Raw genomic sequence first — 20,165 nt, 5'->3', positions numbered from 1 at the left:
CCACGTCCTGACCGCGCCCGGAGAGAGCCATGGCCGAAGACCTCATCAACAGCTTCATGAACGGCCCGGACGAACAGGGCCGTTTCGGCATTTTCGGTGGCCGTTTCGTAAGCGAAACCCTGATGCCGCTGATCCTTGACCTTCAGGCCGAATATGAACGCGCCAAGACCGACCCGACCTTCTGGGCGGAAATGGACGACCTGTGGGAACATTATGTCGGTCGCCCCAGCCCGCTTTATTTCGCCCCCCGCCTGACCGAGGAATTGGGCGGCGCGAAAATCTATCTCAAGCGCGAAGAGCTGAACCATACCGGCAGCCACAAGATCAACAACGTGCTGGGTCAGATCCTTTTGGCGCGGCGCATGGGCAAGACCCGCATCATCGCCGAAACCGGCGCCGGCCAGCACGGCGTCGCCACCGCCACCGTCTGCGCGCGCTTCGGGCTGAAATGCGTGGTCTATATGGGCGCCCATGATGTCGAGCGTCAGGCCCCGAACGTCTTTCGCATGAAGCTTCTGGGCGCCGAGGTGGTGCCGGTGACCAGCGGTCGCGGCACGCTCAAGGATGCGATGAACGACGCCTTGCGCGATTGGGTGACCAATGTGCGCGACACCTTCTATTGCATCGGCACGGTCGCCGGCCCGCATCCCTATCCCGCGATGGTGCGCGACTTTCAGGCCATCATCGGCCGCGAGACCCGCGCCCAGCTTGCCGCGCAAGAGGGCGAGGGGCGGCTGCCCGACAGCGTCATCGCCGCGATCGGCGGCGGCTCGAACGCGATGGGCCTTTTTCACCCCTTCCTCGACGATCCTTCGGTGCGCATCATCGGCGTCGAGGCCGGCGGCAAGGGCGTCGATGCGCGCATGCAGCATTGCGCCAGCCTGACCGGCGGCCGCGCCGGCGTGCTGCATGGCAACCGCACCTATCTGCTGATGGACGACGAGGGTCAGATCCTTGAAGGCCATTCGATCAGCGCCGGTCTTGATTATCCCGGCATCGGCCCGGAACATGCCTGGCTCAAGGAACAGGGCCGCGCCGAATATGTCAGCGTGACCGATACCGAGGCGCTGGCCGCGTTCCAGACGCTGTGCCGGCTGGAAGGGATCATCCCGGCGCTGGAACCCAGCCATGCGCTGGCCCATGTCATCAAGATCGCGCCCGAGCTGCCGCGCGACCATATCATGGTGGTGAACCTGTCGGGGCGCGGCGACAAGGATATCTTTACCGTGGCCAAGCATCTGGGTCAGGACATTCAGGGCTGAACCGCCCGTGACCTCACGCGGAACGCAAACGGGGGCGGATCACCGCCCCCGTTTCCATTTCCGGCGCATCATTGCGCGATGCGGCGTTACTTTGCGCCGCGGGCCTCGGCCACCAGCCCGGCCAGATCTTTCTTGCTGAGATAGCCAAAGACCGCGCGGTTGCCGGCGATGAAGCTGGGTGTGCCGACCAGCCCGATATCATCGGCCAAAGCCAGCGAATCCTCGATCTGCGCGGTGATTTCGGGGCTTTGCATGTCGCGTTCCAGACGGGCGACATCCAACCCGGTTTCCCGCGCGACGCGCAGAACCGATGCCTTTTCGGCCTTGCCCTTCAACGACATCAGCGCCTGATGGAACTCGGGATATTTACCCTGGGCTTTCGCGGCCAGCGCGGCCTCGGCGGCATAGCGCGAGCCTTCGCCAAAGACCGGCAATTCGTGGACGACCAGTTTCAGATCGGGATCGGATTTCAGCAGGGCACTGACCTCGGGCATGGATTTGCGGCAAAAACCGCAATTGTAATCCGAAAACTCGACCAGCACGGTCTTGCCTTGCGGGTTGCCCATCACGGGCGCGCGCGGGTCGTTAAAGACGGAATTCTTGATCTGGGCGATCTCGGCCGCGCTGCGATCCTGTGCGGCGACGGGGGACGTGAATTGCAGACAGATCGCTGCGGTGACAAGGGCGGCAACAAGGCGGCGCATGACGGGGTTCCTTTCTGGCTTTCCCATCAAGAGCCCGACGGGGCCGCGACGGTCAAGCGAAAGGACATGACAATCCCGTGGGTTATGCGTGCGCGCCCGATCCGGGCGCGCGCCCCGATGCGCGGCTATTTCCAGATCGGCGCGTGCCGGTTCACGTCCTTATAGAGCAGATAGCGGAAATTTCCCGGCCCGCCCGCATAGCAGCATTGCGGACAAAAGGCGCGCAGCCACATGAAATCGCCGGGGCCGACCTCGACCCAGTCGCGGTTCAGACGATAGACCGCCTTGCCCTCGATCACGAAAAGCCCGTGTTCCATCACATGCGTTTCCGCGAACGGGATCGAGCCGCCGGGGGTAAAGGTCACGACCGTGATATGCATGTCGTGGCGCATGTCGGTGGGGTCCATGAATCGCGTCGTGGCCCAGCTGCCGCCGGTATCGGGCATGGGGATTGGGGCAATGTCGCGGTCGCTGGTGACGATGACATCGGGCTTTTCCAGACCCGGCACGGCCTGCCAGCGCTTGCGCCACCAGTGAAAGCGCGAGGTCTCGGCGCCATTCGCGACCGACCAGGCCATGCCCGCCGGGATATAGGCGAAACCGCCGGGCGCCAGCTCATGCGGCTTGCCATCGATGGTCAGGGTGATCGCGCCCTCGGTGACAAAGATCGCCGCCTGCACGCCGGCATCATCCTCGGGCCGGGCCGCGCCGCCGCCGGGGGCCAGCTCGACGATATACTGGCTGAAGGTTTCGGCGAAACCCGACAGGGGGCGCGCGATGATCCACATCCGCATCCCCGTCCAGCCTGGCAAATAGCTGGTGACGATGTCGCGCATCGTGCTGGCCGGGATTACCGCATAGGCATCGGTAAAGATGGCGGTGTCGGTCGAAAGATCCGTCTGCGGCGGCAGGCCGGCGACGGGGCCGGCATAGGTTTTGGTCATGATATGCCTTTCGTTCAGCTATCGCCCAGCAGCTGTTGCAGGCGCAATTCACCGATGCGGGCGACCTGGCGTTCGGCCTCGTGGCGTTCGGTGGCGGTGTCGTGGTCGATGCGGCGGCGCATGGCCGCCATGATGCCGGGCTTGTCGTGGTCGCGCACGGCGATGATGAAGGGAAAGCCGTGCCGGGCCACATAGGCGGTGTTCAGGCGGTCGAACTCGGCCCGCTCGGCGTCGGTCAGGCTGTCGAGGCCGGCGCTGGCCTGTTCGGCGGTGCTGTCGGCGGTCAGCCGTTTGGCGGCCGCAAGCTTGCCGGCAAGATCGGGGTGGGCCAAAAGCACGCCCAGCCGCTCGGCATCGCTGGCGCTGCGGAACACCTGCGCCATGCGCAGGGCAAGGCCCGCAGGCGTGTCGTGAATGGCGCCCATTTCGCCGTCCCAGACCCGCTCGGCGATCCAGGGCGAATGCTCATAGATGCTGCCGAATTTTTGCACGAAGGCGTCGCGATCCATCTGCGACGGGCGCTCGCGGGGCTGATAGGGATGGGTTTTCGCCCAGTGCCGCGCGATGTCCAGCCGGGTCGCGAACCAGACGCCGTCATGGGCGCGGGCATGTTCGATGAATTTCTGCACCGCGATGGCGCGGCCCGGACGCCCGGCCAGCCGGCAATGCAGGCCGATGGACATCATCTTGGGCGCGCCGGCCACGCCTTCGGCGTAAAGCACGTCAAAGCTGTCGCGCAGGTAATCGAAGAACTCGACCCCGGTGCCGAAACCCTGACCGCTGGAAAAACGCATGTCATTGGCATCCATCGTATAGGGCACCATCAGCTGGGGCCGGCCATTATGGACATGCCAATAGGGCAGGTCGTCGGCGATGGTGTCGGCAAGATATTCAAAGCCGCCTTCCTCGCATCCCAGCGCGACCGTGTTCATCGAGGTGCGCCCCTGGTAAAAGCCGCGCGGCCGTTCGCCGGTGACGGCGGCATGCAGCGCGACCGCGCGGGCGATATGCTCGGCCTCGGTCTCGCGCGGGATGTCGCGATAGTCGATCCATTTCAGGCCATGGGTGGCGATTTCCCAGCCGGCGGCCTGCATGGCGGCGACCTGTTCGGGCGCGCGCTCAAGCGCGGTCGCGATGCCATAGACGGTGATCGGGATATCCCTGAGCATCCGGTGCAGCCGCCAGAAGCCCGCGCGCGCGCCGTAATCATAGATGGATTCCATGTTCCAGTGCCGCTGTCCGGGCCATGGCTGGGCGCCGATGATTTCGGACAGGAACGCCTCGGAGGCGGCATCGCCATGTTCGATGCTGTTTTCGCCGCCTTCCTCGTAATTCATCACGATCTGCACCGCGATCCGGGCGTTGCCGGGCCATTCGGGATCGGGCGTGTGGCCCCCGTATCCGATCATGTCGCGGCTGTATCGCATCGCTTGCATCCTTTCGCGAATTCCGTTTCTTTTTGACAGACCATCTTGCCCGGGGGACAGGCAAGCGGCAAATTCAATAAACAGAACCCAGGTTTTGTTGAAAATCCCCCATTTTCAATGGCGCATTGAAACTCTGTCGCTGGCACCTGCATGGTTGTTGAAGATCCAAGGACCTAGTCTGGCCGCGGGGGCGGGGCTGCCGCCCGAGGGAGGAAAGATGCTGGAAAAGCAATTCGGGCTTGAGGCCCATCGCACCACCGTAAGGACCGAGGTGATCGCAGGGGTCACCACCTTCCTGACCATGGCCTATATCATTTTCGTGAACCCCGACATCCTGTCGACCACCGGCATGGATCGCAACGCGGTCTTTGTCGCGACCTGTCTGGCGGCGGCGCTGGGATCGGCGATCATGGGGCTTTGGGCGAACTGGCCCATCGGCATGGCGCCGGGGATGGGGCTGAACGCGTTCTTTGCCTTTACCGTCGTGGGGGCGCTGGGCTTTACCTGGCAACAAGCGCTGGGGGCGGTGTTCATCTCGGGGCTGGTGTTCCTGTTTCTGTCGGTGACCGGCATCCGGCGCTGGTTGATCGCGGGGATCCCGACCTCGATGCGCAGCGCCATCGCCGCCGGGATCGGCATGTTTCTGGGCCTGATCGCGCTGAAGAATGCGGGGATCGTCGTCGACAATCCGGCCACGCTGGTGGGCTTGGGCGATCTGACCCAGACCGGCGCGCTTTTGGCGGTGGCGGGGTTTTTCATCATCGCGGCGCTGGATGCGCTGAAGGTGCGGGGCGCGATCCTGATCGGCATCCTTGTGGTGACGGTGGTGTCGATCGCGATCGGGGCCAGCGCGTTTCAAGGCGTGGTGTCGATGCCGCCCGCGATCACGCCGACCTTCCTGCAGCTGGATATTGCCGGCGCGCTGACGGTGGGGATCTTTCACGTCATTCTGGTCATGGTGCTTGTCGAGGTGTTTGACGCCACCGGCACGCTGATCGGGGTGGCCAAGCGCGCGGGCCTGTTGATCGAGGGGCCGGCGCATCACAACAAGGGGCTGGGCCGGGCATTGATGGCGGATTCGACCGCGATCCTGGCCGGGTCGATGCTGGGGACCAGTTCGACCACCGCCTATGTCGAAAGCGCCTCGGGCGTGCAGGCCGGGGGGCGGACCGGATTGACGGCGCTGGTCGTGGCGGTGCTGTTTCTGATGGCGATGTTTCTGGCGCCGCTGGCGGCATCGGTTCCCGGCTATGCGACCGCGCCGGCGCTGCTTTATGTCGCCTGTCTGATGGTGCGTGAGTTCGAGGAGATTTCCTGGGGCGATGTGACCGAAAGCGCGCCGGCGGTGCTGACCGCGCTGATGATGCCGTTCACCTATTCCATCGCCAACGGCTTGGCCTTCGGCTTTGTCAGCTATGCGTTGATCAAGCTTTTGACCGGCCGCGCGCGCGAGGTTCACGCCGCGACTTGGGTGGTGGCGGCGCTGTTCGTCATCCGCTTTGCGTTCTTTGTCGAGTGAAAAGCCGGGGGGTCCTCGGACCCCCCGGACCCCCCGAGGATATTTGCGTGAAGAAGAAAGCGCTTGCCGGTTCCGGGGTGCCGCCGATCAGGCGGCTTTGCGGTTCCTGTCGAGCATGGGCTGGCCCGCGACATAGGTCTGGGCGATGGCGCGGTCGTCGCCGAGGATCTGAAGGATGAACAGTTCTTCGGCCAGGGTTTCGGCGCGGGCCATGCGCAGCGCCATGGCGGGCGTTGCGCGGCTGTCGAGGACCACCAGATCGGCCATCGTGCCGGGGGCGAGGGTGCCGATCTCATCCTCCAGGCCGAGCGCCCGTGCATTTCCGCGCGTGGCCCAGTGGAAGGCCGCGAAGGGGTGCAGTTTCTGGCCCCGCAATTGCAGGATCTTGTAACCTTCGTTCAGGGTTTGCAGCATCGAATAGCTGGTGCCGCCGCCGACATCGGTGGCGATGCCGGTGGGCACGCCCGCCGCGCGCAGCCCCGCCTCGTCAAAGAGGCCCGAGCCGAGAAACAGGTTCGAGGTCGGGCAGAAGATGGCCCGGCTGCGGGTTTCAGCCATGCGGGCGATTTCGCGCGGCTCGAGGTGGATGGAATGGCCCAGAAGCAGCCTTTCCCCCAGCAGGCCGTGGCTTTCATAGATGTCAAGATAATCGCGCGCCCCGGGATAGAGGCTGAGCGTATAGGCGATTTCGTCGCGGTTCTCGCTCAGATGCGTCTGGATGTGGCAATCGGGATATTCGCGCGCCAGCTGTCCCGTCATGGCCAGCTGTTCGGGGGTCGAGGTGATCGCAAAGCGCGGGGTGATCGCATAGCGCTGGCGGCCATGCCGGTGCCATTTCTCGATGAGCGCCTTGCTGTCGTCATAGCCTTGCTGCGGGGTGTCGAGGACCGCCGGCGGGGCGTTGCGGTCCATCATCACCTTGCCCGCGACCATGGCCATGTTGCGCGACCCCGCGGCCGCAAACAGCGCCTCGGCCGATTGCGGATGCACCGAGCAGAAGGCCGCGGCGGTGGTGGTGCCATGCGCCAGCAGCAGGTCGAGGAAATGTTCGGCCATGGCGGGCGCGTGGCCTTGCTGGCCGAAGCGGGATTCCTCGGGGAAGGTATAGGTGTTGAGCCAGTCGAGAAGCTGGGCGCCCCAGCTTGCGATGACCTGGACCTGCGGGAAATGGATATGGGTGTCGATGAAGCCCGGCAGGATCAGATGCGGGCGGTGGTTGATTTCCGTCAGATCGGGGTCGCGCAGGGCGGCATAGTCGCCGACGGCCTCGATCAGCCCGTCGCGGGTGATGATGGCGCCGTCCTCGTGAAAGGTGAAGGCGTTTTCCGTCTCTGCGGGGTCGGCGTGGAATGAGAGCGTGCGCCCCCGGATCAGCTGTCGCATGGATATTTTTTCATGGAGGATATGGGTCGGGTCAGCCGGGCGATCAGTTCGGCGGCGGTGAAGGCGGCGATGATTTCGGGGCGTTTGTCGCGCGAATGCCCGGCGCCGATCGGGCAGGTCAGGCGGTCGTAGGCGATGCCCTGTGTCCGGGCAAAGCGCTGGAATTGCGCGCGTTTCGTGGCGCTTCCGATCATGCCGATATAGGGGGCGTCGGGGCGGCGCAGGGCCTCGGCGGCCAGCAGGAAATCCAGCGCGTGATCATGGGTCAGGATGAGATATGAGGTGCCGCCGGGGGCGTCGCGGATCTCGGCCTCGGGCAGGGGGGTCAGGCGGGTTTCGCCGCAGGCCAGAGCGAGTTCCTCCGCGCGCTGATCGATCAGGATCGGGCGTAGCGGCAAAAGCCTCAGCGCCCGGGCAAGCGCGCGGCCGACATGGCCCGCACCGAAGATCAGCACCTGCGGATGATCGGGCGCGCGCGGCAGGGCCGTGATCCGGTCGAGCGACAGTTCCACCCGGCCGCCGCAGCATTGGCCGATTTCGGGGCCAAGCGGGACGTCCATGATCGCCGCATCCTCGCCCCGCGCCAGCATCTGCCGGGCGCGGTCGATGGCCATGTATTCCAGCTGTCCGCCGCCAATGGTGCCCTGCGTGGTTTCCGCCGCGACGATCATCGTGGCGCCGGCTTCGCGCGGGGTCGAGCCGCGCGCGCGGGTGACCCGGACGCGGATCATCGGAACCTCTCGACCGCCATCAGCACCCGTTCGGGCGTGGCGGGTGCGTCAAGACGCGGGTTTTCCCGGTAGCCATTGAAGCTGGCCACCGCCATGTTCAGCGCCTCGAAAACCGAGATGCCCAGCATGAAGGGTGGCTCGCCCACCGCCTTGGACCGCTTGATCGTGGTTTCGCGGTTCACCGACCAATCGGCCAGCGCCACGTTGAAAACCTTGGGCCGGTCCGAGGCCAGCGGGATCTTGTAGGTCGATGGGGCGTGGGTGCGCAGCCGCCCCTTGTCGTCCCACCAGAGTTCCTCGGAGGTCAGCCAGCCCGCGCCCTGGACAAAGGCGCCCTCGACCTGGCCCTTGTCCAGCGCCGGGTTCAGGCTGCGGCCGACATCGTGCAGCACATCGGCGCGCTCGATCACATATTCGCCGGTCAGGGTGTCGACCGCGACCTCGGCGCAGGCGGCGCCATAGGCGAAGTAGTAAAAGGGCCGGCCCTGTCCGGTATCGCGGTTCCAGTGGATTTTCGGGGTCTTGTAAAAGCCCGCCGCCGACAGCTGGACCCGGTCCAGATAGGCGGCGCGGATGAATTCGGCGAAAGGCAGCGCCGCATCGCCGATGCGGGTGGTTTCGCCGATGGCGATCTGATCGGCGGTCACGCCATGGCTGCGGGCGGCGAAATCGGTCAGCCGCGCCAGAAGTTGCTGGCAGGCATCGAGCGCCGCCATCCCGTTCAGATCGGTGCCGGAACTTGCGGCCGTGGCCGAGGTGTTGGGCACCTTTTCGGTGGTGGTTCTGGTGATGCGGATGCGGTCGATCGAGATCCCCAGCGCCTCGGCCACGACCTGCGCCACCTTGGTGTTCAGGCCCTGTCCCATTTCGGTGCCGCCATGGTTCAGATGGACCGAGCCGTCGGAATAGATGTGGATCAGGGCGCCGGCCTGATTGTACCAGGTCGCGGTGAAGCTGATGCCGAATTTCACCGGGGTCAGGGCGATGCCCTTGCGGATCACACCGCCACGTGCGTTGAAATCCAGCACCGCCTGACGGCGGGCGTGATAGTCGCTGCTGGCTTCGAGCTCGGCAAAGATGCGGGGCAGGATCTGGTCCTCGACCTCCTGATGATAGGGGGTGAGCTGGCCGTTTTCGTAAAGGTTCAGCTTGCGGATTTCCAAGGGGTCGCGGCCAAGCGCATAGGCGATCTCTTCGATCACGCGTTCGGCCATGATGACGCCCTGCGGGCCGCCAAAGCCGCGAAACGCGGTGTTCGAACAGGTGTTGGTCTTGACCGGGTGGCTGCGCAGTTCGACGGCCGGATAGTAATAGGCGTTGTCGGCGTGAAACAGCGCCCGGTCGGTCACCGGACCCGACAGATCGGCGGCATAGCCGCAGCGGGCATAGAAATCGCCGCCGACCGCGTGGATGCGGCCGCTGTCGTCAAAGCCCACCTGATAGTCGATGACGAAATCATGGCGCTTGCCGGTGATGCTCATGTCGTCGTCGCGGTCGGGGCGCAGCTTGACCGCGCGGCCCAGCCGCTTTGCGGCCAGCGCGGCGACACAGGCAAAGACGTTCATCTGCGATTCCTTGCCGCCGAAACCGCCGCCCATGCGCCGCACATTGACCACGACCGCGTTCGAAGGCACGTCGAGCACATGCGCGACCATATGCTGGACCTCGGACGGATGCTGGGTCGAGACATGGATCGCGATCTCGTCATCCTCGCCGGGGATGGCCATGGCGATCTGGCTTTCCAGATAAAAGTGTTCCTGTCCGCCGACGGTCAGCCGGCCGTCGATGCGGCGCGGCGCAGCCGCCAGGGCCGCCATGTCGCCGCGCGCAAGCTTTAGCGGCTTGGTGACATAGCCCATGCCGGCGTCGCGCGCCGCCAGCACATCGGTGGCATGGGGCAGTTCGGCATAGTCCACCTGGGCCAGCTGACAGGCGCGACGGGCCTGATCGCGCGTTTCGGCAATGACGGCAAAGATCGGCTGGCCGTGGAACTGAACCAGATCGCGGGCCAGCAGCGGTTCGTCATGCAGACCCGTGGCGCTGATGTCGTTTTCGCCCGGAACGTCATCCGCCGTCAGCACAAGATGCACACCGGTGGCCTTGCGCACCGCATCGAGATCGAGCGAGGTGATGCGCCCATGCGCGACCGTCGAAAGCCCCAGATAGGCATGCAGCGTGCCGGCGGGTTCATTCAGGTCATCGGTATATTCGGCGCGCCCGGTGACATGCTTGATCGCGGAATCGTGGATGATCGAGCTGTGGGCCGCGCCCTTGATGGTGACGTCCTGTTTCATTCGACCCTCCTCAGGCGGTGCTCGGCGCCGGATTGTTCCAGCCAGAAGCGACGAAAGAAATTCGCCGCCAGCTGCTGGCGATAGGCGGCGCTGGCGCGCCAGTCGCTGAGCGGCTGGAAATCCCCGGCCACGGCGCGGGCGGCGGCCTCGAAGGTTTCGGCGGCAAAGGGCCGCCCGCGCAGCGCGGCCTCGGCAAGGGTGGCGCGTTTGGGGGTCGCGGCCATGCCGCCAAAGGCCACGCGGGCATCCGTGATGGTGGCGCCGTCGGTTTCGACCCGGAATGCGGCGGCCGAGGCGGTGATGTCGGCGTGATGGCGCTTGCTGACCTTATAGGCGGCGATGCGCGCGGCACCTTTCAGCGGCACGGTGATCGACTCGACGAATTCGCCGGGGCGGCGATCCTGTTTGCCATAGGCGATGAAATAATCCTCGACCGGCAGGTCGCGCGTGCCCGCGACGCTGCGCAGCCGCATCGTGGCGCCAAGCGCGATCAGCAGGGGCGGGGTTTCCCCGATGGGCGAGCCATTGGCGATATTGCCACCGATGGTGCCGGCGTTTCTGACCTGCCAGCCGCCGATGCGCAGCCAGTAATCCAGCGCCTCGGGGAAATGCTGCACGATGAAGGGTTCGAATTCGGAATAGGTGACGCCCGCGCCGATGGTGATATGGCCGGGGATGATCCTGATTTCCTTGAGATCGGCCAGATGGCCGATGAACACCGCAGGCGAGATGTCGCGCAGGAATTTTGTCACCCACAGCCCCACATCGGTGGCGCCGGCGACAATGGTGGCATTAGGGTGCTCGGCCAGAACCTGCGCCAGATCGGCGGCATCGGCGGGCAGGATCGCGCGGTCATCCTTGCGCGCGATGTCGACCCGGCCGGTCGGGATCGCCTGCAAGGCGGCGGTCACGCGGTCGCGTTCAACAGTCAGCGCATCCATATGCTGGCCGCCCGCTTCGCTTGCGGCAAAGGCGGCCTTGACGATCGGCTCATAGCCCGTGCAGCGGCACAGATTGCCTTGCAGCGCGGTTTCGATCGCGCCCATGTCGGGGCGCGGGTTCTGCATCCACAGCCCGTAAAGCGCCATCACGAAACCGGGCGTGCAAAAGCCGCATTGACTGCCGTGATGTTCGACCATCGCCGCCTGAACCGGATGCAGCCCGCCCACGGGTCCGCGCAGATGCTCGACGGTGACGACATGACAGCCATGGCAGGATGCCAGAAACCGGATGCAGGCATTGATCGGTTCGTAATGCAGGCGGCCGTTATGGATGCGCCCGACCAGCACCGTGCAGGCGCCGCAATCGCCTTCGGCGCAGCCCTCCTTGGTGCCGGTCATGCGGCGGTTCAGGCGCAGGAAATCCAGCAGCGTGTCGCGGGCGCCCGCCTCGGTCAGGCGGATCTCGGTATCGTTCAGCAGAAAGCGCAATTCTTGGCCCATTCGCTCCTCGCACGGCATGGCTGGGTGGAAAAAGCCTAGTCGCGAAATTGGCTTTGCGAAATCACCGAATGAGCATAAGACTTTTTAGCTGTCGTTGAAAGAAGCCGGGTCTGTCCTTGCCATATCTTGAAAGTCTGAAGGTCTTTGTGCGCGTGGTCGAGCTGGGTTCGATCACCGCTGGCGGTCGCGATCTGCGCATGTCGCCGGCGGTCGCCTCGAACCGCATCAAGGAACTGGAATCGCGCTATGGGGTGCGGCTTTTGAACCGCACCACGCGCAAGCTGGTCCCGACCGAGGTGGGTCGCGCCTTTTATGAAAACGCCCGCCGCGTGATCGAGACCCTGGACGAGGCCGAGGCCGTCGTTTCAGGCTTTTCCGGCATGCCGCATGGCGCGCTGCGCATCACCGCGCCCCTGGGGCTGGGGCGGCGGCTGATCGCGCCGTTGGTGCCGAAATTCTGTGACGATTATCCGGGGGTCGAGCTGCGGCTGCGGCTGTCGGATCGCAATGTCGACATCATCGCCGATGGCATCGATCTGGCGTTTTTCCTGGGCGAGCCGCAGGATTCGGCGCTGAAATGGCGGCGCATCGCCGAATGCCGGCGGGTGCTGGTGGCGACCCGCGCCTATCTGGATCAGCACGGCACCCCCGAGACGCCCGAGGATCTGGCCGCGCATAACTGTCTGTTGCTGCGCTATCCGCGCAGCCCGGAATATTATTGGGTGCTGAAGACGCCGGATGGGCCGCAGAAGCTGTTGGTCAATGGTCGTTTCGACGCCGATGACGGCGATGTCCTGACCGATTGGGCGCTGGAGGGGCGCGGCATCGTCAACCGCCCCCGCTATGAGGTGGCCGAGGATCTGGCGCAGGGCCGGCTGGTCGAGGTTCTGCCCCGGACGCCGCCGATCCCGGCGCAATTCGGCGTTCTGACCCCGCATCGCCGCCTGCAGGACCCCAAGGTGCGGCTCTTTGCCGATTTCATCGCCCGCGAGACGCGCGGGGTTTTCGCCTGATGGGTTATGGCGCGGGCTTGGTCTTTAGCGCGCAGGCGCAGCCCATATAGAAGCTTTTTCCTTCGACCTTGATCGCCGGGCCGTTGATCCTGCCCAGATCTTCGATCCATGGCAGGGCGGCGGCCTTGGCGTGAATGGCGTCGATGTCATAGGCAGGGGCCAGTTCCGGCTCGACCTGACCGGTGAAATAGTCTGCCGGGCCGGGATAGACCACGTTCCGGGGGATGCGCTGTTTCGGCTCGGGTTGGAAGTTGCCCATGAATTCGTATTGGCCGCCCAGCCAGACGCCACGGTTTTCCGTGCAATCATAGTAAACGACGATGCTTTCGCCGCCGCAGCTGCCGGTCGAAATGAATTGCCGGACGATCCGGTCGCTCAGCCGTTCGGCGGCGCCCGAGCCGATCTGCTGTTCCGGCGCGTTATAGGTGACGCTGCATGCGTCGCCATGGGTGATTGTGGATTGCGTGCCCGAAACCGGCGTGCAGGCCAGCGCCGCACCTGTCGCGAGTGGTAAAAATCCCAAGGAGATAAAAATCAGCTTCATGTCGCGTCCTTGCACAGAATGCCTGGACGCTATCCGATGCGCCGGGCGGATCAAGGGGCGGGAGTGCTCACCCCGCGCGCATTTCCGAAGATGTGGCAATGGCGCGGCGATAGCGTGCGATCCGGTTCCGATATGCGGCGGATTACTTTGCCGGCCGCATCTTGCAGCCGCAGGACAGATCAAAGCTTTTCCCTTCGACCGTGACCGAGGGGGTGCTGATCCGGCCCTTTTGCGCGATCCATGGCAGGGTGTCGGCCTTGGCCGCGATGGCGTCGATATCGTAGCCGGGGGCGAAGGACGGCTCCAGATTATCGGCGAAATACGCGGCCGGTCCGGAGGACATGGCAAGGGGCGACTGGCCCTTGGCGGCTGTCTTTGCCGGATCGGGCGAGAACATGCCCATGGCGCTGTACTCGCCGCCCAACCAGACGCCCCGGCCCTGTGCGCAATCATAATAGAACACGATCTCTTCGCCGGTACAGACGCCTTTGGTGACGTATTGGCGCAGCACCTGCGGGGAGACCAGCTCGGCGGGGCCGGATGCGACCGAGAGGTTGGGCGCGCTATAGGCGACGGAACACGCCTCGCCACGGGTGGTGGTGGCGGTCTTGACCTCCATCACGCTACAGGCCAGCGCCGCCCCCGCGCCCAGAACCATCAGCGCCGAAATGCTCAGAACCAGTTTCATCGCTATCCCCATACACAAGATCGGGGCAACCTATCCGATGCGCCGGGCGGATCAAGGGGCGCGCTCGTCGCGCACCCATTCCATGACATGCAGCCACGGCGCGCGGCGATAGCGCGCGATGGTCTGGGGGTTGCCATCCGTTGGTGCGGGTTCGTCGAAATGCACCAGCCGCAGGCCATTCGACAGCAACGCCTGCATATACAGGTGAAACGGCCGGTGCCAGTTGCGGACCAGCATGCCGTTCCAGCTTTCCCATTCGGCGCGTTCGTCCAGATAATTGTCGATCAGAAAACCGCTTGCGGCCTTGCCCTCGGCGGTCCAGTCGCCCGCGGTGCTGAAGGAATTCAGGTTCGCGATCAACAGGCTGCCACCCGGGCGCAGCACCCGCGCCATTTCGGCGATGCCGCCGGCATAGTCCTCGATATCGATCAGCGTCAGATAGCTTATGACCAGATCGAAGCTTGCATCGTCAAAGGGCAGGGCCTCGGCGCGGCCCTGAAGGTAGCGGCCCTGCGGGTCGCGGGTACGGGCGGCGGCCAGGAGCCGCGCGGTCGGGTCGATGCCGATGGTGGCGATGCCCTCGGCGGCCAGCATCCGGCAAAAACGCCCCTCGCCGCAGCCGACATCGAGCGCGTTGCGAAAGTCGCGGCCACGGATGCGGGCCAGCATCGGGGCGTCAAGAACATGGCGGCGCGAGAAATCGCCCTCGGCGCCCATATCGGCGATCCAGGCCTCGGCGGAATCGTCCCAGCCGTTGTTTTCCATCTCGTGCCCCCCGCTTGTGTGGCCGTTGCTCTAGCCGATCGGGGGGAAGGGGGCAAATGCCTTAGCGCCGCGCCTCGGTGGCAAGGCGCAGGGCAAGCCCGGCCAGCACAGTGCCCATCAGCCAGCGTTGCAGCCTCAGCCATGCCGGACGCCGGCCAAGGAAACCCGCGACCGAGCCGGCGGTGATCGCGATCATGGCATTCACGCTGATGCTGATGGCGATCTGGGTCGTGCCCAGCACCAGAGATTGCGCCAGCACGCTGCCATGGGCCGGATCGATGAATTGCGGCAAAAGCGACAGATACATGACCGCGATCTTGGGGTTCAGCAGATTGGTCAGAAAACCCATGGCAAAAAGCCGGCGCGGGCTGTCCTTTGGCAGGTCGCGGACCTGAAAGGGCGAGCGGCCGCCGGGGCGCAGCGCCTGCCACGCCAGATAAAGCAGGTAAAGCGCGCCGGCCACGCGCAGCGTATCATAGGCATAGGGCACGGCCATGACGATGGCGGTGATGCCAAAGGCGGCGCAGAGCATGTAAAAGACAAACCCCAGCGCCACACCCCCAAGCGATATCAGCCCCGCCGCGCGCCCCTGACTGATCGAGCGCGAGATCAGATAGACCATGTTCGGCCCCGGCGTCAGCACCATCCCAAGGGCGATGGCCGCGAATGCGATCAGGTTGGCGGTCTCGGGCATCGGGTGCTTTCCGGGGCGGGGTGGCCGGGGTTTGGCGAGGGGGGAAAAGCGGCTGCGCGGGGTCAGTTCATGGCGACGGTGCGGGGCAGGCTGCGATACCAGTCGACGATGGCCTGCCGTTCCTGCGGCTCCATGAAGCTGACATTGGCGGGGGGCATGGCATTGGTCACGCCCGCCTGAATATAGATTTCGCGGGCGGCGCGGGTGATGTCGTCGGGGGTTTCCAGCAAGATCCCCTTGGGCGCGGTGTGAATGCCGTCATAGCCCGGCTCGCGGGCGTGGCACATGCTGCACCGGCCCATGACCGCGCCATAGGCCGCGTCCCAGCCGGGGGCGTCGACCATGGCCTGTTGGGTGGGGGTGAGGATCCGGGCCTCGGATTCCTCGACGGTTTCGCGCAGCATCGGCGCGGTCGAAATCCACATGGTGATGATGAACAGGATCACCGTCACCGCCCAGGTCCACCACGGCTTGCCCTTGCGCGCATGCATGGTGTTGAAAAAGTGCCGGATGGTCACGCCCATCAGAAAGATCAACCCGGCGATGACCCAGTTATATTCGCTGGCGAAGGCCAGCGGGTAATGGTTCGACAGCATCAGAAAGACGACCGGCAGGGTCAGATAGTTGTTATGGGTCGAGCGCAGTTTCGCGATCTTGCCGTATTTCGGATCGGCGGGGCGCCCGGCCTTGAGGTCGGCCACGACGATGCGCTGGTTCGGCATGATGACGAAAAACACGTTCGCGGTCATGATCGTGGCGGTAAACGCGCCCAGATGCAGCATGGTGGCGCGCCCGGTGAAGACCTGATTATAGGCCCAGCCCATGACCATCAGCAGCGCGAAGAGCAAGAGCATCAGGAGCGTCGGCGTTTCGCCCAGTTTCGATTTGCACAGGTTGGTATAGACCAGCCAGCCGATCGAGAGCGAGCCGGCCGAGATGGCGATCGCCTGCCAGGGCGCCAGCTCCATCTTGGTGGGGTCGATCAGAAAGAGTTCCGAGCCGGCCCAATAGGTGACCATCAGAAGCGCCGCCCCCGAGATCCAGGTCATGTAGCTTTCCCATTTGAACCAGATCAGGTGTTCGGGCATGCGTTCGGGCGCGACGAGATATTTCTGGATATGGTAGAAGCCGCCGCCATGGACCTGCCATTCCTCGCCATGGGCGCCCTTGGGCAGGCCGGGCGCCTTTTGCAGGCCAAGGTCCAGCGCGACGAAATAGAAGGATGAACCGATCCAGCAGATGGCGGTGACGACATGCGTCCAGCGGATGGCAAAGGCCAGCCAGTCCCAGATGACGGCGAAATCGGACATGCATAGTCTCCCCTGATCGTTCCGGGGCAGATTAGCCCGACGCGGCAGGGGCGACTATTCATGCATTCGCCCTTGTTGTCTTAAGCTTTCGTTGAAAATCTTTCTTTCGGCGGGGCGAAAATGGAAAGAGGGGGCGATGCCCCCTCGGTGGTTCCGGTTCAAGGGGGCGCTGCCCCCGGCCCGTGCCGGGCCTCCCCCGGGATATTTGGACATGAAAGAGGCGGATCAGCTGCCGCGATAGGTCGAATAGCCATAGGGCGAGATCAGCAGCGGGACATGGTAATGATCCTGTTCGGACATGCCGAAGCGCAGCGGCACCTGATCGAGAAAGCGCGGCTGGGCGGCCTTGTGGCCGATGGCGTCGAGCCAGGCGCCGACATGGAAGACCAGTTCGTATTCGCCGGTCTCGAAGCTGGTTTCGGGCAGGATCGGGCTGTCGGTGCGGCCGTCATGGTTGGTCGTGGTTTCGGCGATCAGGCGGCGGTTTCCGTCGAGGCGCCAAAGCTCGATGCGCATGCCCTGTGCCGGGCTGCCATTGGCGGTGTCGAGAACATGGGTGGTGAGATAGCCGGGCATGCGGGCGGTTCCTTTCGTGGTCAGTTCGCGAGGCGGGTGATGGCGGCGCGGGCCGCGTCATGCAGGCGTTTCGGGTCGGCGGTCAACAGGCGGTGGTCGTCGACCACGGCGCGGCCTTCGACATAGACGGCGCGGGGGCGGATCGGGGCGCAGAAGATCAGCGCCGCGACCGGATCCCATTGCCCGGCCGTCGGCAGTTCCGAGATGTCCCAAAGCACCAGATCGGCGCGTTTGCCCGGTTCCAGCGCGCCGATATCGCCGCGGCCAAGGACGCGGGCACCGCCGAGTGTCGCGATTTCCAGCGCCTCGCGCGCGCCCATGGCGGCGGCGCCGCCCTGGAGGCGGGCGACCAGCATGGCCTGGCGCGCCTCAAGCCCGAGATGGCTGCTGTCATTCGAGGCCGAGCCGTCGACGCCAAGCCCGACCGGCACGCCCGCATCGCGCATCCGGCGGACCGGCGCGATCCCCGAGGCGAGCCGCGCGTTCGAACAGGGGCAATGTGCGACCCCGGTGCCGGTACGGGCGAAGAGGTCGATTTCCTTGTCCGAGAGTTTCACGCAATGTGCGTGCCAGACATCGTCGCCGGTCCAGCCGAGGCTTTCGGCATAATCGCCCGGCAGCATGCCGAAATTTTCGAGCGAATAGGCGATATCCTCGTCGTTTTCGGCAAGATGGGTGTGCAGGCGCACGCCCTTGTCGCGGGCGAGGATGGCGGCGTCGCGCATGAGTTCGCGGCTGACCGAGAAGGGAGAACAGGGGGCCAGCGCCACCTGAACCATGGCGCCGGGATTCGGGTCGTGAAAGGCCGCGATCAGGCGCTCGCTGTCCCTGAGGATCGCGGATTCCGCCTCGACCAGCGCGTCGGGGGGCAGGCCGCCCTTGCTTTCGCCGATGGACATGGCGCCGCGCGTGGCGGTGAAGCGGATGCCGATTTCGGCGGCGGCCTGAATGCTGTCGTCAAGCCGCGCGCCGTTCGGAAAGAGATAGAGGTGGTCGGACGAACAGGTGCAGCCCGACAGAGCAAGCTCGGCCAGGCCGATCTGTGTGGACAGGCGGATGTCATCGGGCCCCATGCGCCCCCAGATCGGGTAAAGCGTCCTGAGCCAGCCGAAAAGGGCTGCGTCCTGCGCGGCGGGCACCGCGCGGGTCAAGGTCTGGAACAGGTGGTGATGGGTGTTCACGAGGCCGGGGGTGACGACGCAGCCCCGGGCGTCGACGATCTCGGCCCCTTCGGCGGCAAGGCCGGTTCCGACGGCGAGGATTTCCCCGCCGTCGATCAGCACCTCTCCGCCCGCGATTTCACGCCGGGCGGCGTCCATCGTCACCACCACCTCGGCGCCCCGGATCAGACGGCGCGTCATCAATGCGCCTCGGCGGCGTGGCCGGCATTGCGGATGTCTTCCTCGGTCGCGTTGGGGGCGCCGTTGAAGAACCAGTTCAGCAGCACGGCGGCGACAGCGGCCAGAAGGATGCCGGAATGGATCAGCGTATGCAGCGAATGCGGCAGCCACTGGTTGAAGTCGGGTGCGATCATGGGGATCATTCCAAGGCCAAGGGAAACGGCGACGATAAAGAGATTATGCTTGTTGCCCTTGAAGTCCACCGTCGAAAGAATGCGGATGCCGGTCGCGGCGACCATGCCGAACATCACAAGCCCCGCGCCGCCCAGAACCGTCGTGGGCAGGCTTTCGACCAGCGCCCCCATTTTCGGGATCAGGCCCAGCACGACCATGATCGCGCCGCCCGCCACGCAGACAAAGCGCGAGCGCACGCCGGTCACGCCGACCAGACCGACATTCTGGGAAAACGAGGTATAGGGAAAGGTGTTGAAAAGCCCGCCAATGGCCGTGCCGAGCCCGTCCACCCGCAATCCCGCGGTCAGCGCCCGGGGCGTGAGCTTGCGGCCGCACAGATCGCTGAGCGCAAGGAACATGCCCGTCGATTCGATCATGGTCACGAACATGACCAGCAGCATGGTCAGGATCATCACCGGGTCAAAGATCGGCGTGCCGAAATGCATCGGCTTGATCGGCGCGAACCACGCGGCCTTGGCGATGCCGTCGAAATGCATCATCCCCAGTGCCGCCGCCAACAGGCCGCCGATCACGATGCCCATCAGCACCGCGACATTGGCCAGAAACCCGCGCGCATAGCGCGAGATCAGAAGGATCGAGGCCAGCACCGCAAGCCCGATCACGATGCGCGGGACCGAGGCATATTCGGGGTTGGGCATGGTCGGCAGCAGCTTGACCCCCTCGGGGACGCCGCCGGCGGCGATGGCCTGTTGAAGCCAGGCCGCCTGTTCGGGATCGACCAGTTTCGGCGCCGTCGGACCGACCGGCAGGCCGAATAGCCAGTTGATCCCCACCGGCATCAGGCTGACCCCGATGACCAGAATGACCGTGCCGGTCACCACGCTGGGAAAGAACCGCAAGAGCCGCCCGACCAGCGGCGCGAAAAAGATCGAGATGAGGCCGGCGGCCATGATCGCGCCGAACATCATTCGCGCGCCGTCCTGTCCGGGGCTGGCCGAGGCGATCGCCACCATCGGGCCGACGGCGGCGAAGGTCACGCCCATCATCACCGGCAGCTTGATGCCGAACCATTGCGTGGCGCCAAAGGACTGGATGATGGTGACGATCCCGCAGACGAAAAGGTCGGCGGAAATCAGAAAGGCCACGTCTTGCGGCGAAAGCTGCAAGGCGCGGCCCACGATCAGCGGCACCGCAATGGCGCCGGCATACATGACCAGCACATGCTGAAGGCCAAGCGCCATCAGACGGGGGCCGGGAATGCGTTCCTCGACCGGGTCGAACCCGGTCCTGTCAATCGTCTCGTGCATGCGTCCTTATCCTCCCTGATCAGGACG

General features: G+C 65.0%; 18 protein-coding genes. 3 read left to right on the top strand and 15 right to left on the bottom strand.

What is annotated here, in order from left to right; translation table 11 throughout:
- Positions 1 to 29 precede the first annotated feature (29 nt).
- The gene (trpB, locus tag ACFOMH_RS12160; protein WP_374424316.1) at positions 30 to 1,262 is read left to right on the top strand and encodes a tryptophan synthase subunit beta; all 1,233 of its coding nucleotides are present in this window, start codon (positions 30 to 32) and stop codon (positions 1,260 to 1,262) included.
- 86 nt (positions 1,263 to 1,348) lie between these two features.
- On the opposite strand, the gene ACFOMH_RS12155 is transcribed toward trpB, so the two are convergent.
- The 3 genes from ACFOMH_RS12155 to puuE form a co-directional block, all read right to left on the bottom strand.
- Positions 1,349 to 1,966, bottom strand: a complete 618-nt coding sequence (locus ACFOMH_RS12155) for a DsbA family protein (RefSeq protein ID WP_377744749.1) — start codon at positions 1,964 to 1,966, stop codon at positions 1,349 to 1,351.
- A 125-nt stretch (positions 1,967 to 2,091) separates the two neighbouring features.
- The gene (locus ACFOMH_RS12150) at positions 2,092 to 2,910 is read right to left on the bottom strand and encodes a bifunctional allantoicase/(S)-ureidoglycine aminohydrolase (protein WP_377744748.1); all 819 of its coding nucleotides are present in this window, start codon (positions 2,908 to 2,910) and stop codon (positions 2,092 to 2,094) included.
- 14 nt (positions 2,911 to 2,924) lie between these two features.
- On the bottom strand, positions 2,925 to 4,337 hold the full coding sequence (gene puuE / locus ACFOMH_RS12145; protein ID WP_377744747.1) for an allantoinase PuuE: 1,413 nt from the start codon (positions 4,335 to 4,337) through the stop codon (positions 2,925 to 2,927).
- A 217-nt stretch (positions 4,338 to 4,554) separates the two neighbouring features.
- Between puuE and ACFOMH_RS12140 the strand changes: the two genes are divergently transcribed.
- Positions 4,555 to 5,856 (top strand): NCS2 family permease, encoded by a 1,302-nt coding sequence (locus ACFOMH_RS12140; protein ID WP_377744745.1) that lies wholly within the window; start codon positions 4,555 to 4,557, stop codon positions 5,854 to 5,856.
- An 87-nt stretch (positions 5,857 to 5,943) separates the two neighbouring features.
- Here the strand turns inward: ACFOMH_RS12140 and guaD are convergent, their stop codons facing one another.
- From guaD to xdhA, 4 genes are read right to left on the bottom strand one after another with little or no spacing between them, the layout of a single operon-like run.
- Positions 5,944 to 7,239 carry a guanine deaminase gene (gene guaD, locus ACFOMH_RS12135; RefSeq protein WP_377744744.1) on the bottom strand — a complete coding sequence of 432 codons (1,296 nt, stop codon included), beginning with the start codon at positions 7,237 to 7,239 and terminating at the stop codon, positions 5,944 to 5,946.
- On the bottom strand, positions 7,227 to 7,970 hold the full coding sequence (gene xdhC, locus ACFOMH_RS12130; protein WP_377744743.1) for a xanthine dehydrogenase accessory protein XdhC: 744 nt from the start codon (positions 7,968 to 7,970) through the stop codon (positions 7,227 to 7,229). The genes guaD and xdhC overlap by 13 nt, the downstream gene beginning before the upstream one ends.
- On the bottom strand, positions 7,967 to 10,264 hold the full coding sequence (gene xdhB, locus ACFOMH_RS12125) for a xanthine dehydrogenase molybdopterin binding subunit (RefSeq protein WP_377744741.1): 2,298 nt from the start codon (positions 10,262 to 10,264) through the stop codon (positions 7,967 to 7,969). The genes xdhC and xdhB overlap by 4 nt, the downstream gene beginning before the upstream one ends.
- The gene (gene xdhA / locus ACFOMH_RS12120; RefSeq protein WP_377744740.1) at positions 10,261 to 11,706 is read right to left on the bottom strand and encodes a xanthine dehydrogenase small subunit; all 1,446 of its coding nucleotides are present in this window, start codon (positions 11,704 to 11,706) and stop codon (positions 10,261 to 10,263) included. The genes xdhB and xdhA overlap by 4 nt, the downstream gene beginning before the upstream one ends.
- A 116-nt stretch (positions 11,707 to 11,822) precedes the next feature.
- On the opposite strand from xdhA, the gene ACFOMH_RS12115 reads away from it, so the two are divergent.
- The gene (locus ACFOMH_RS12115; protein WP_377744739.1) at positions 11,823 to 12,719 is read left to right on the top strand and encodes a LysR family transcriptional regulator; all 897 of its coding nucleotides are present in this window, start codon (positions 11,823 to 11,825) and stop codon (positions 12,717 to 12,719) included.
- Between the two features lie 4 nt (positions 12,720 to 12,723).
- Here the strand turns inward: ACFOMH_RS12115 and ACFOMH_RS12110 are convergent, their stop codons facing one another.
- The 8 genes from ACFOMH_RS12110 to ACFOMH_RS12075 form a co-directional block, all read right to left on the bottom strand.
- Positions 12,724 to 13,263, bottom strand: a complete 540-nt coding sequence (locus ACFOMH_RS12110; protein WP_377744737.1) for a hypothetical protein — start codon at positions 13,261 to 13,263, stop codon at positions 12,724 to 12,726.
- 142 nt (positions 13,264 to 13,405) lie between these two features.
- Entirely contained in the window at positions 13,406 to 13,951 is a 546-nt protein-coding gene (locus ACFOMH_RS12105) for a hypothetical protein (RefSeq protein ID WP_377744735.1), read from the bottom strand.
- 51 nt (positions 13,952 to 14,002) lie between these two features.
- Complete coding sequence (locus ACFOMH_RS12100; protein ID WP_377744734.1) at positions 14,003 to 14,716, bottom strand: class I SAM-dependent methyltransferase; 714 nt, start codon at positions 14,714 to 14,716, stop codon at positions 14,003 to 14,005.
- Positions 14,717 to 14,777: 61 nt separating this feature from the next.
- Complete coding sequence (locus ACFOMH_RS12095) at positions 14,778 to 15,410, bottom strand: LysE family translocator (protein WP_377744733.1); 633 nt, start codon at positions 15,408 to 15,410, stop codon at positions 14,778 to 14,780.
- A gap of 62 nt (positions 15,411 to 15,472) precedes the next feature.
- Entirely contained in the window at positions 15,473 to 16,720 is a 1,248-nt protein-coding gene (locus tag ACFOMH_RS12090; protein WP_377744731.1) for a urate hydroxylase PuuD, read from the bottom strand.
- A gap of 225 nt (positions 16,721 to 16,945) precedes the next feature.
- The gene (gene uraH / locus ACFOMH_RS12085) at positions 16,946 to 17,296 is read right to left on the bottom strand and encodes a hydroxyisourate hydrolase (RefSeq protein WP_377744730.1); all 351 of its coding nucleotides are present in this window, start codon (positions 17,294 to 17,296) and stop codon (positions 16,946 to 16,948) included.
- 20 nt (positions 17,297 to 17,316) lie between these two features.
- Positions 17,317 to 18,657 carry an 8-oxoguanine deaminase gene (locus ACFOMH_RS12080; protein ID WP_377744728.1) on the bottom strand — a complete coding sequence of 447 codons (1,341 nt, stop codon included), beginning with the start codon at positions 18,655 to 18,657 and terminating at the stop codon, positions 17,317 to 17,319.
- Positions 18,657 to 20,138 (bottom strand): nucleobase:cation symporter-2 family protein, encoded by a 1,482-nt coding sequence (locus ACFOMH_RS12075; protein ID WP_377744726.1) that lies wholly within the window; start codon positions 20,136 to 20,138, stop codon positions 18,657 to 18,659. The genes ACFOMH_RS12080 and ACFOMH_RS12075 overlap by 1 nt, the downstream gene beginning before the upstream one ends.
- Positions 20,139 to 20,165 lie beyond the last annotated feature (27 nt).

It is taken from the genome of Paracoccus mangrovi, from assembly GCF_042648425.1.
GTDB classification, from domain to species: Bacteria; Pseudomonadota; Alphaproteobacteria; order Rhodobacterales; family Rhodobacteraceae; genus Paracoccus; species Paracoccus mangrovi.
Note: the sequence above shows the minus strand (reverse complement) of the source record. Positions and strands in the feature narration are given on the sequence as shown.

Excerpts from the sequence above, each read along its gene's own strand:
- ACFOMH_RS12090 (WP_377744731.1), bottom strand. The coding sequence starts at position 16,720 with ATGTCCGATTTCGCCGTCATCTGGGACTGGCTGGCCTTTGCCATCCGC.
- xdhB (WP_377744741.1), bottom strand. The coding sequence starts at position 10,264 with ATGAAACAGGACGTCACCATCAAGGGCGCGGCCCACAGCTCGATCATC.
- uraH (WP_377744730.1), bottom strand. The coding sequence starts at position 17,296 with ATGCCCGGCTATCTCACCACCCATGTTCTCGACACCGCCAATGGCAGC.
- ACFOMH_RS12110 (WP_377744737.1), bottom strand. The coding sequence starts at position 13,263 with ATGAAGCTGATTTTTATCTCCTTGGGATTTTTACCACTCGCGACAGGT.
- ACFOMH_RS12140 (WP_377744745.1), top strand. The coding sequence starts at position 4,555 with ATGCTGGAAAAGCAATTCGGGCTTGAGGCCCATCGCACCACCGTAAGG.
- ACFOMH_RS12150 (WP_377744748.1), bottom strand. The coding sequence starts at position 2,910 with ATGACCAAAACCTATGCCGGCCCCGTCGCCGGCCTGCCGCCGCAGACG.
- ACFOMH_RS12095 (WP_377744733.1), bottom strand. The coding sequence starts at position 15,410 with ATGCCCGAGACCGCCAACCTGATCGCATTCGCGGCCATCGCCCTTGGG.
- puuE (WP_377744747.1), bottom strand. The coding sequence starts at position 4,337 with ATGCGATACAGCCGCGACATGATCGGATACGGGGGCCACACGCCCGAT.
- ACFOMH_RS12080 (WP_377744728.1), bottom strand. The coding sequence starts at position 18,657 with ATGACGCGCCGTCTGATCCGGGGCGCCGAGGTGGTGGTGACGATGGAC.
- ACFOMH_RS12105 (WP_377744735.1), bottom strand. The coding sequence starts at position 13,951 with ATGAAACTGGTTCTGAGCATTTCGGCGCTGATGGTTCTGGGCGCGGGG.
- ACFOMH_RS12075 (WP_377744726.1), bottom strand. The coding sequence starts at position 20,138 with ATGCACGAGACGATTGACAGGACCGGGTTCGACCCGGTCGAGGAACGC.
- guaD (WP_377744744.1), bottom strand. The coding sequence starts at position 7,239 with ATGCGACAGCTGATCCGGGGGCGCACGCTCTCATTCCACGCCGACCCC.
- xdhA (WP_377744740.1), bottom strand. The coding sequence starts at position 11,706 with ATGGGCCAAGAATTGCGCTTTCTGCTGAACGATACCGAGATCCGCCTG.
- ACFOMH_RS12155 (WP_377744749.1), bottom strand. The coding sequence starts at position 1,966 with ATGCGCCGCCTTGTTGCCGCCCTTGTCACCGCAGCGATCTGTCTGCAA.
- trpB (WP_374424316.1), top strand. The coding sequence starts at position 30 with ATGGCCGAAGACCTCATCAACAGCTTCATGAACGGCCCGGACGAACAG.
- ACFOMH_RS12100 (WP_377744734.1), bottom strand. The coding sequence starts at position 14,716 with ATGGAAAACAACGGCTGGGACGATTCCGCCGAGGCCTGGATCGCCGAT.
- xdhC (WP_377744743.1), bottom strand. The coding sequence starts at position 7,970 with ATGATCCGCGTCCGGGTCACCCGCGCGCGCGGCTCGACCCCGCGCGAA.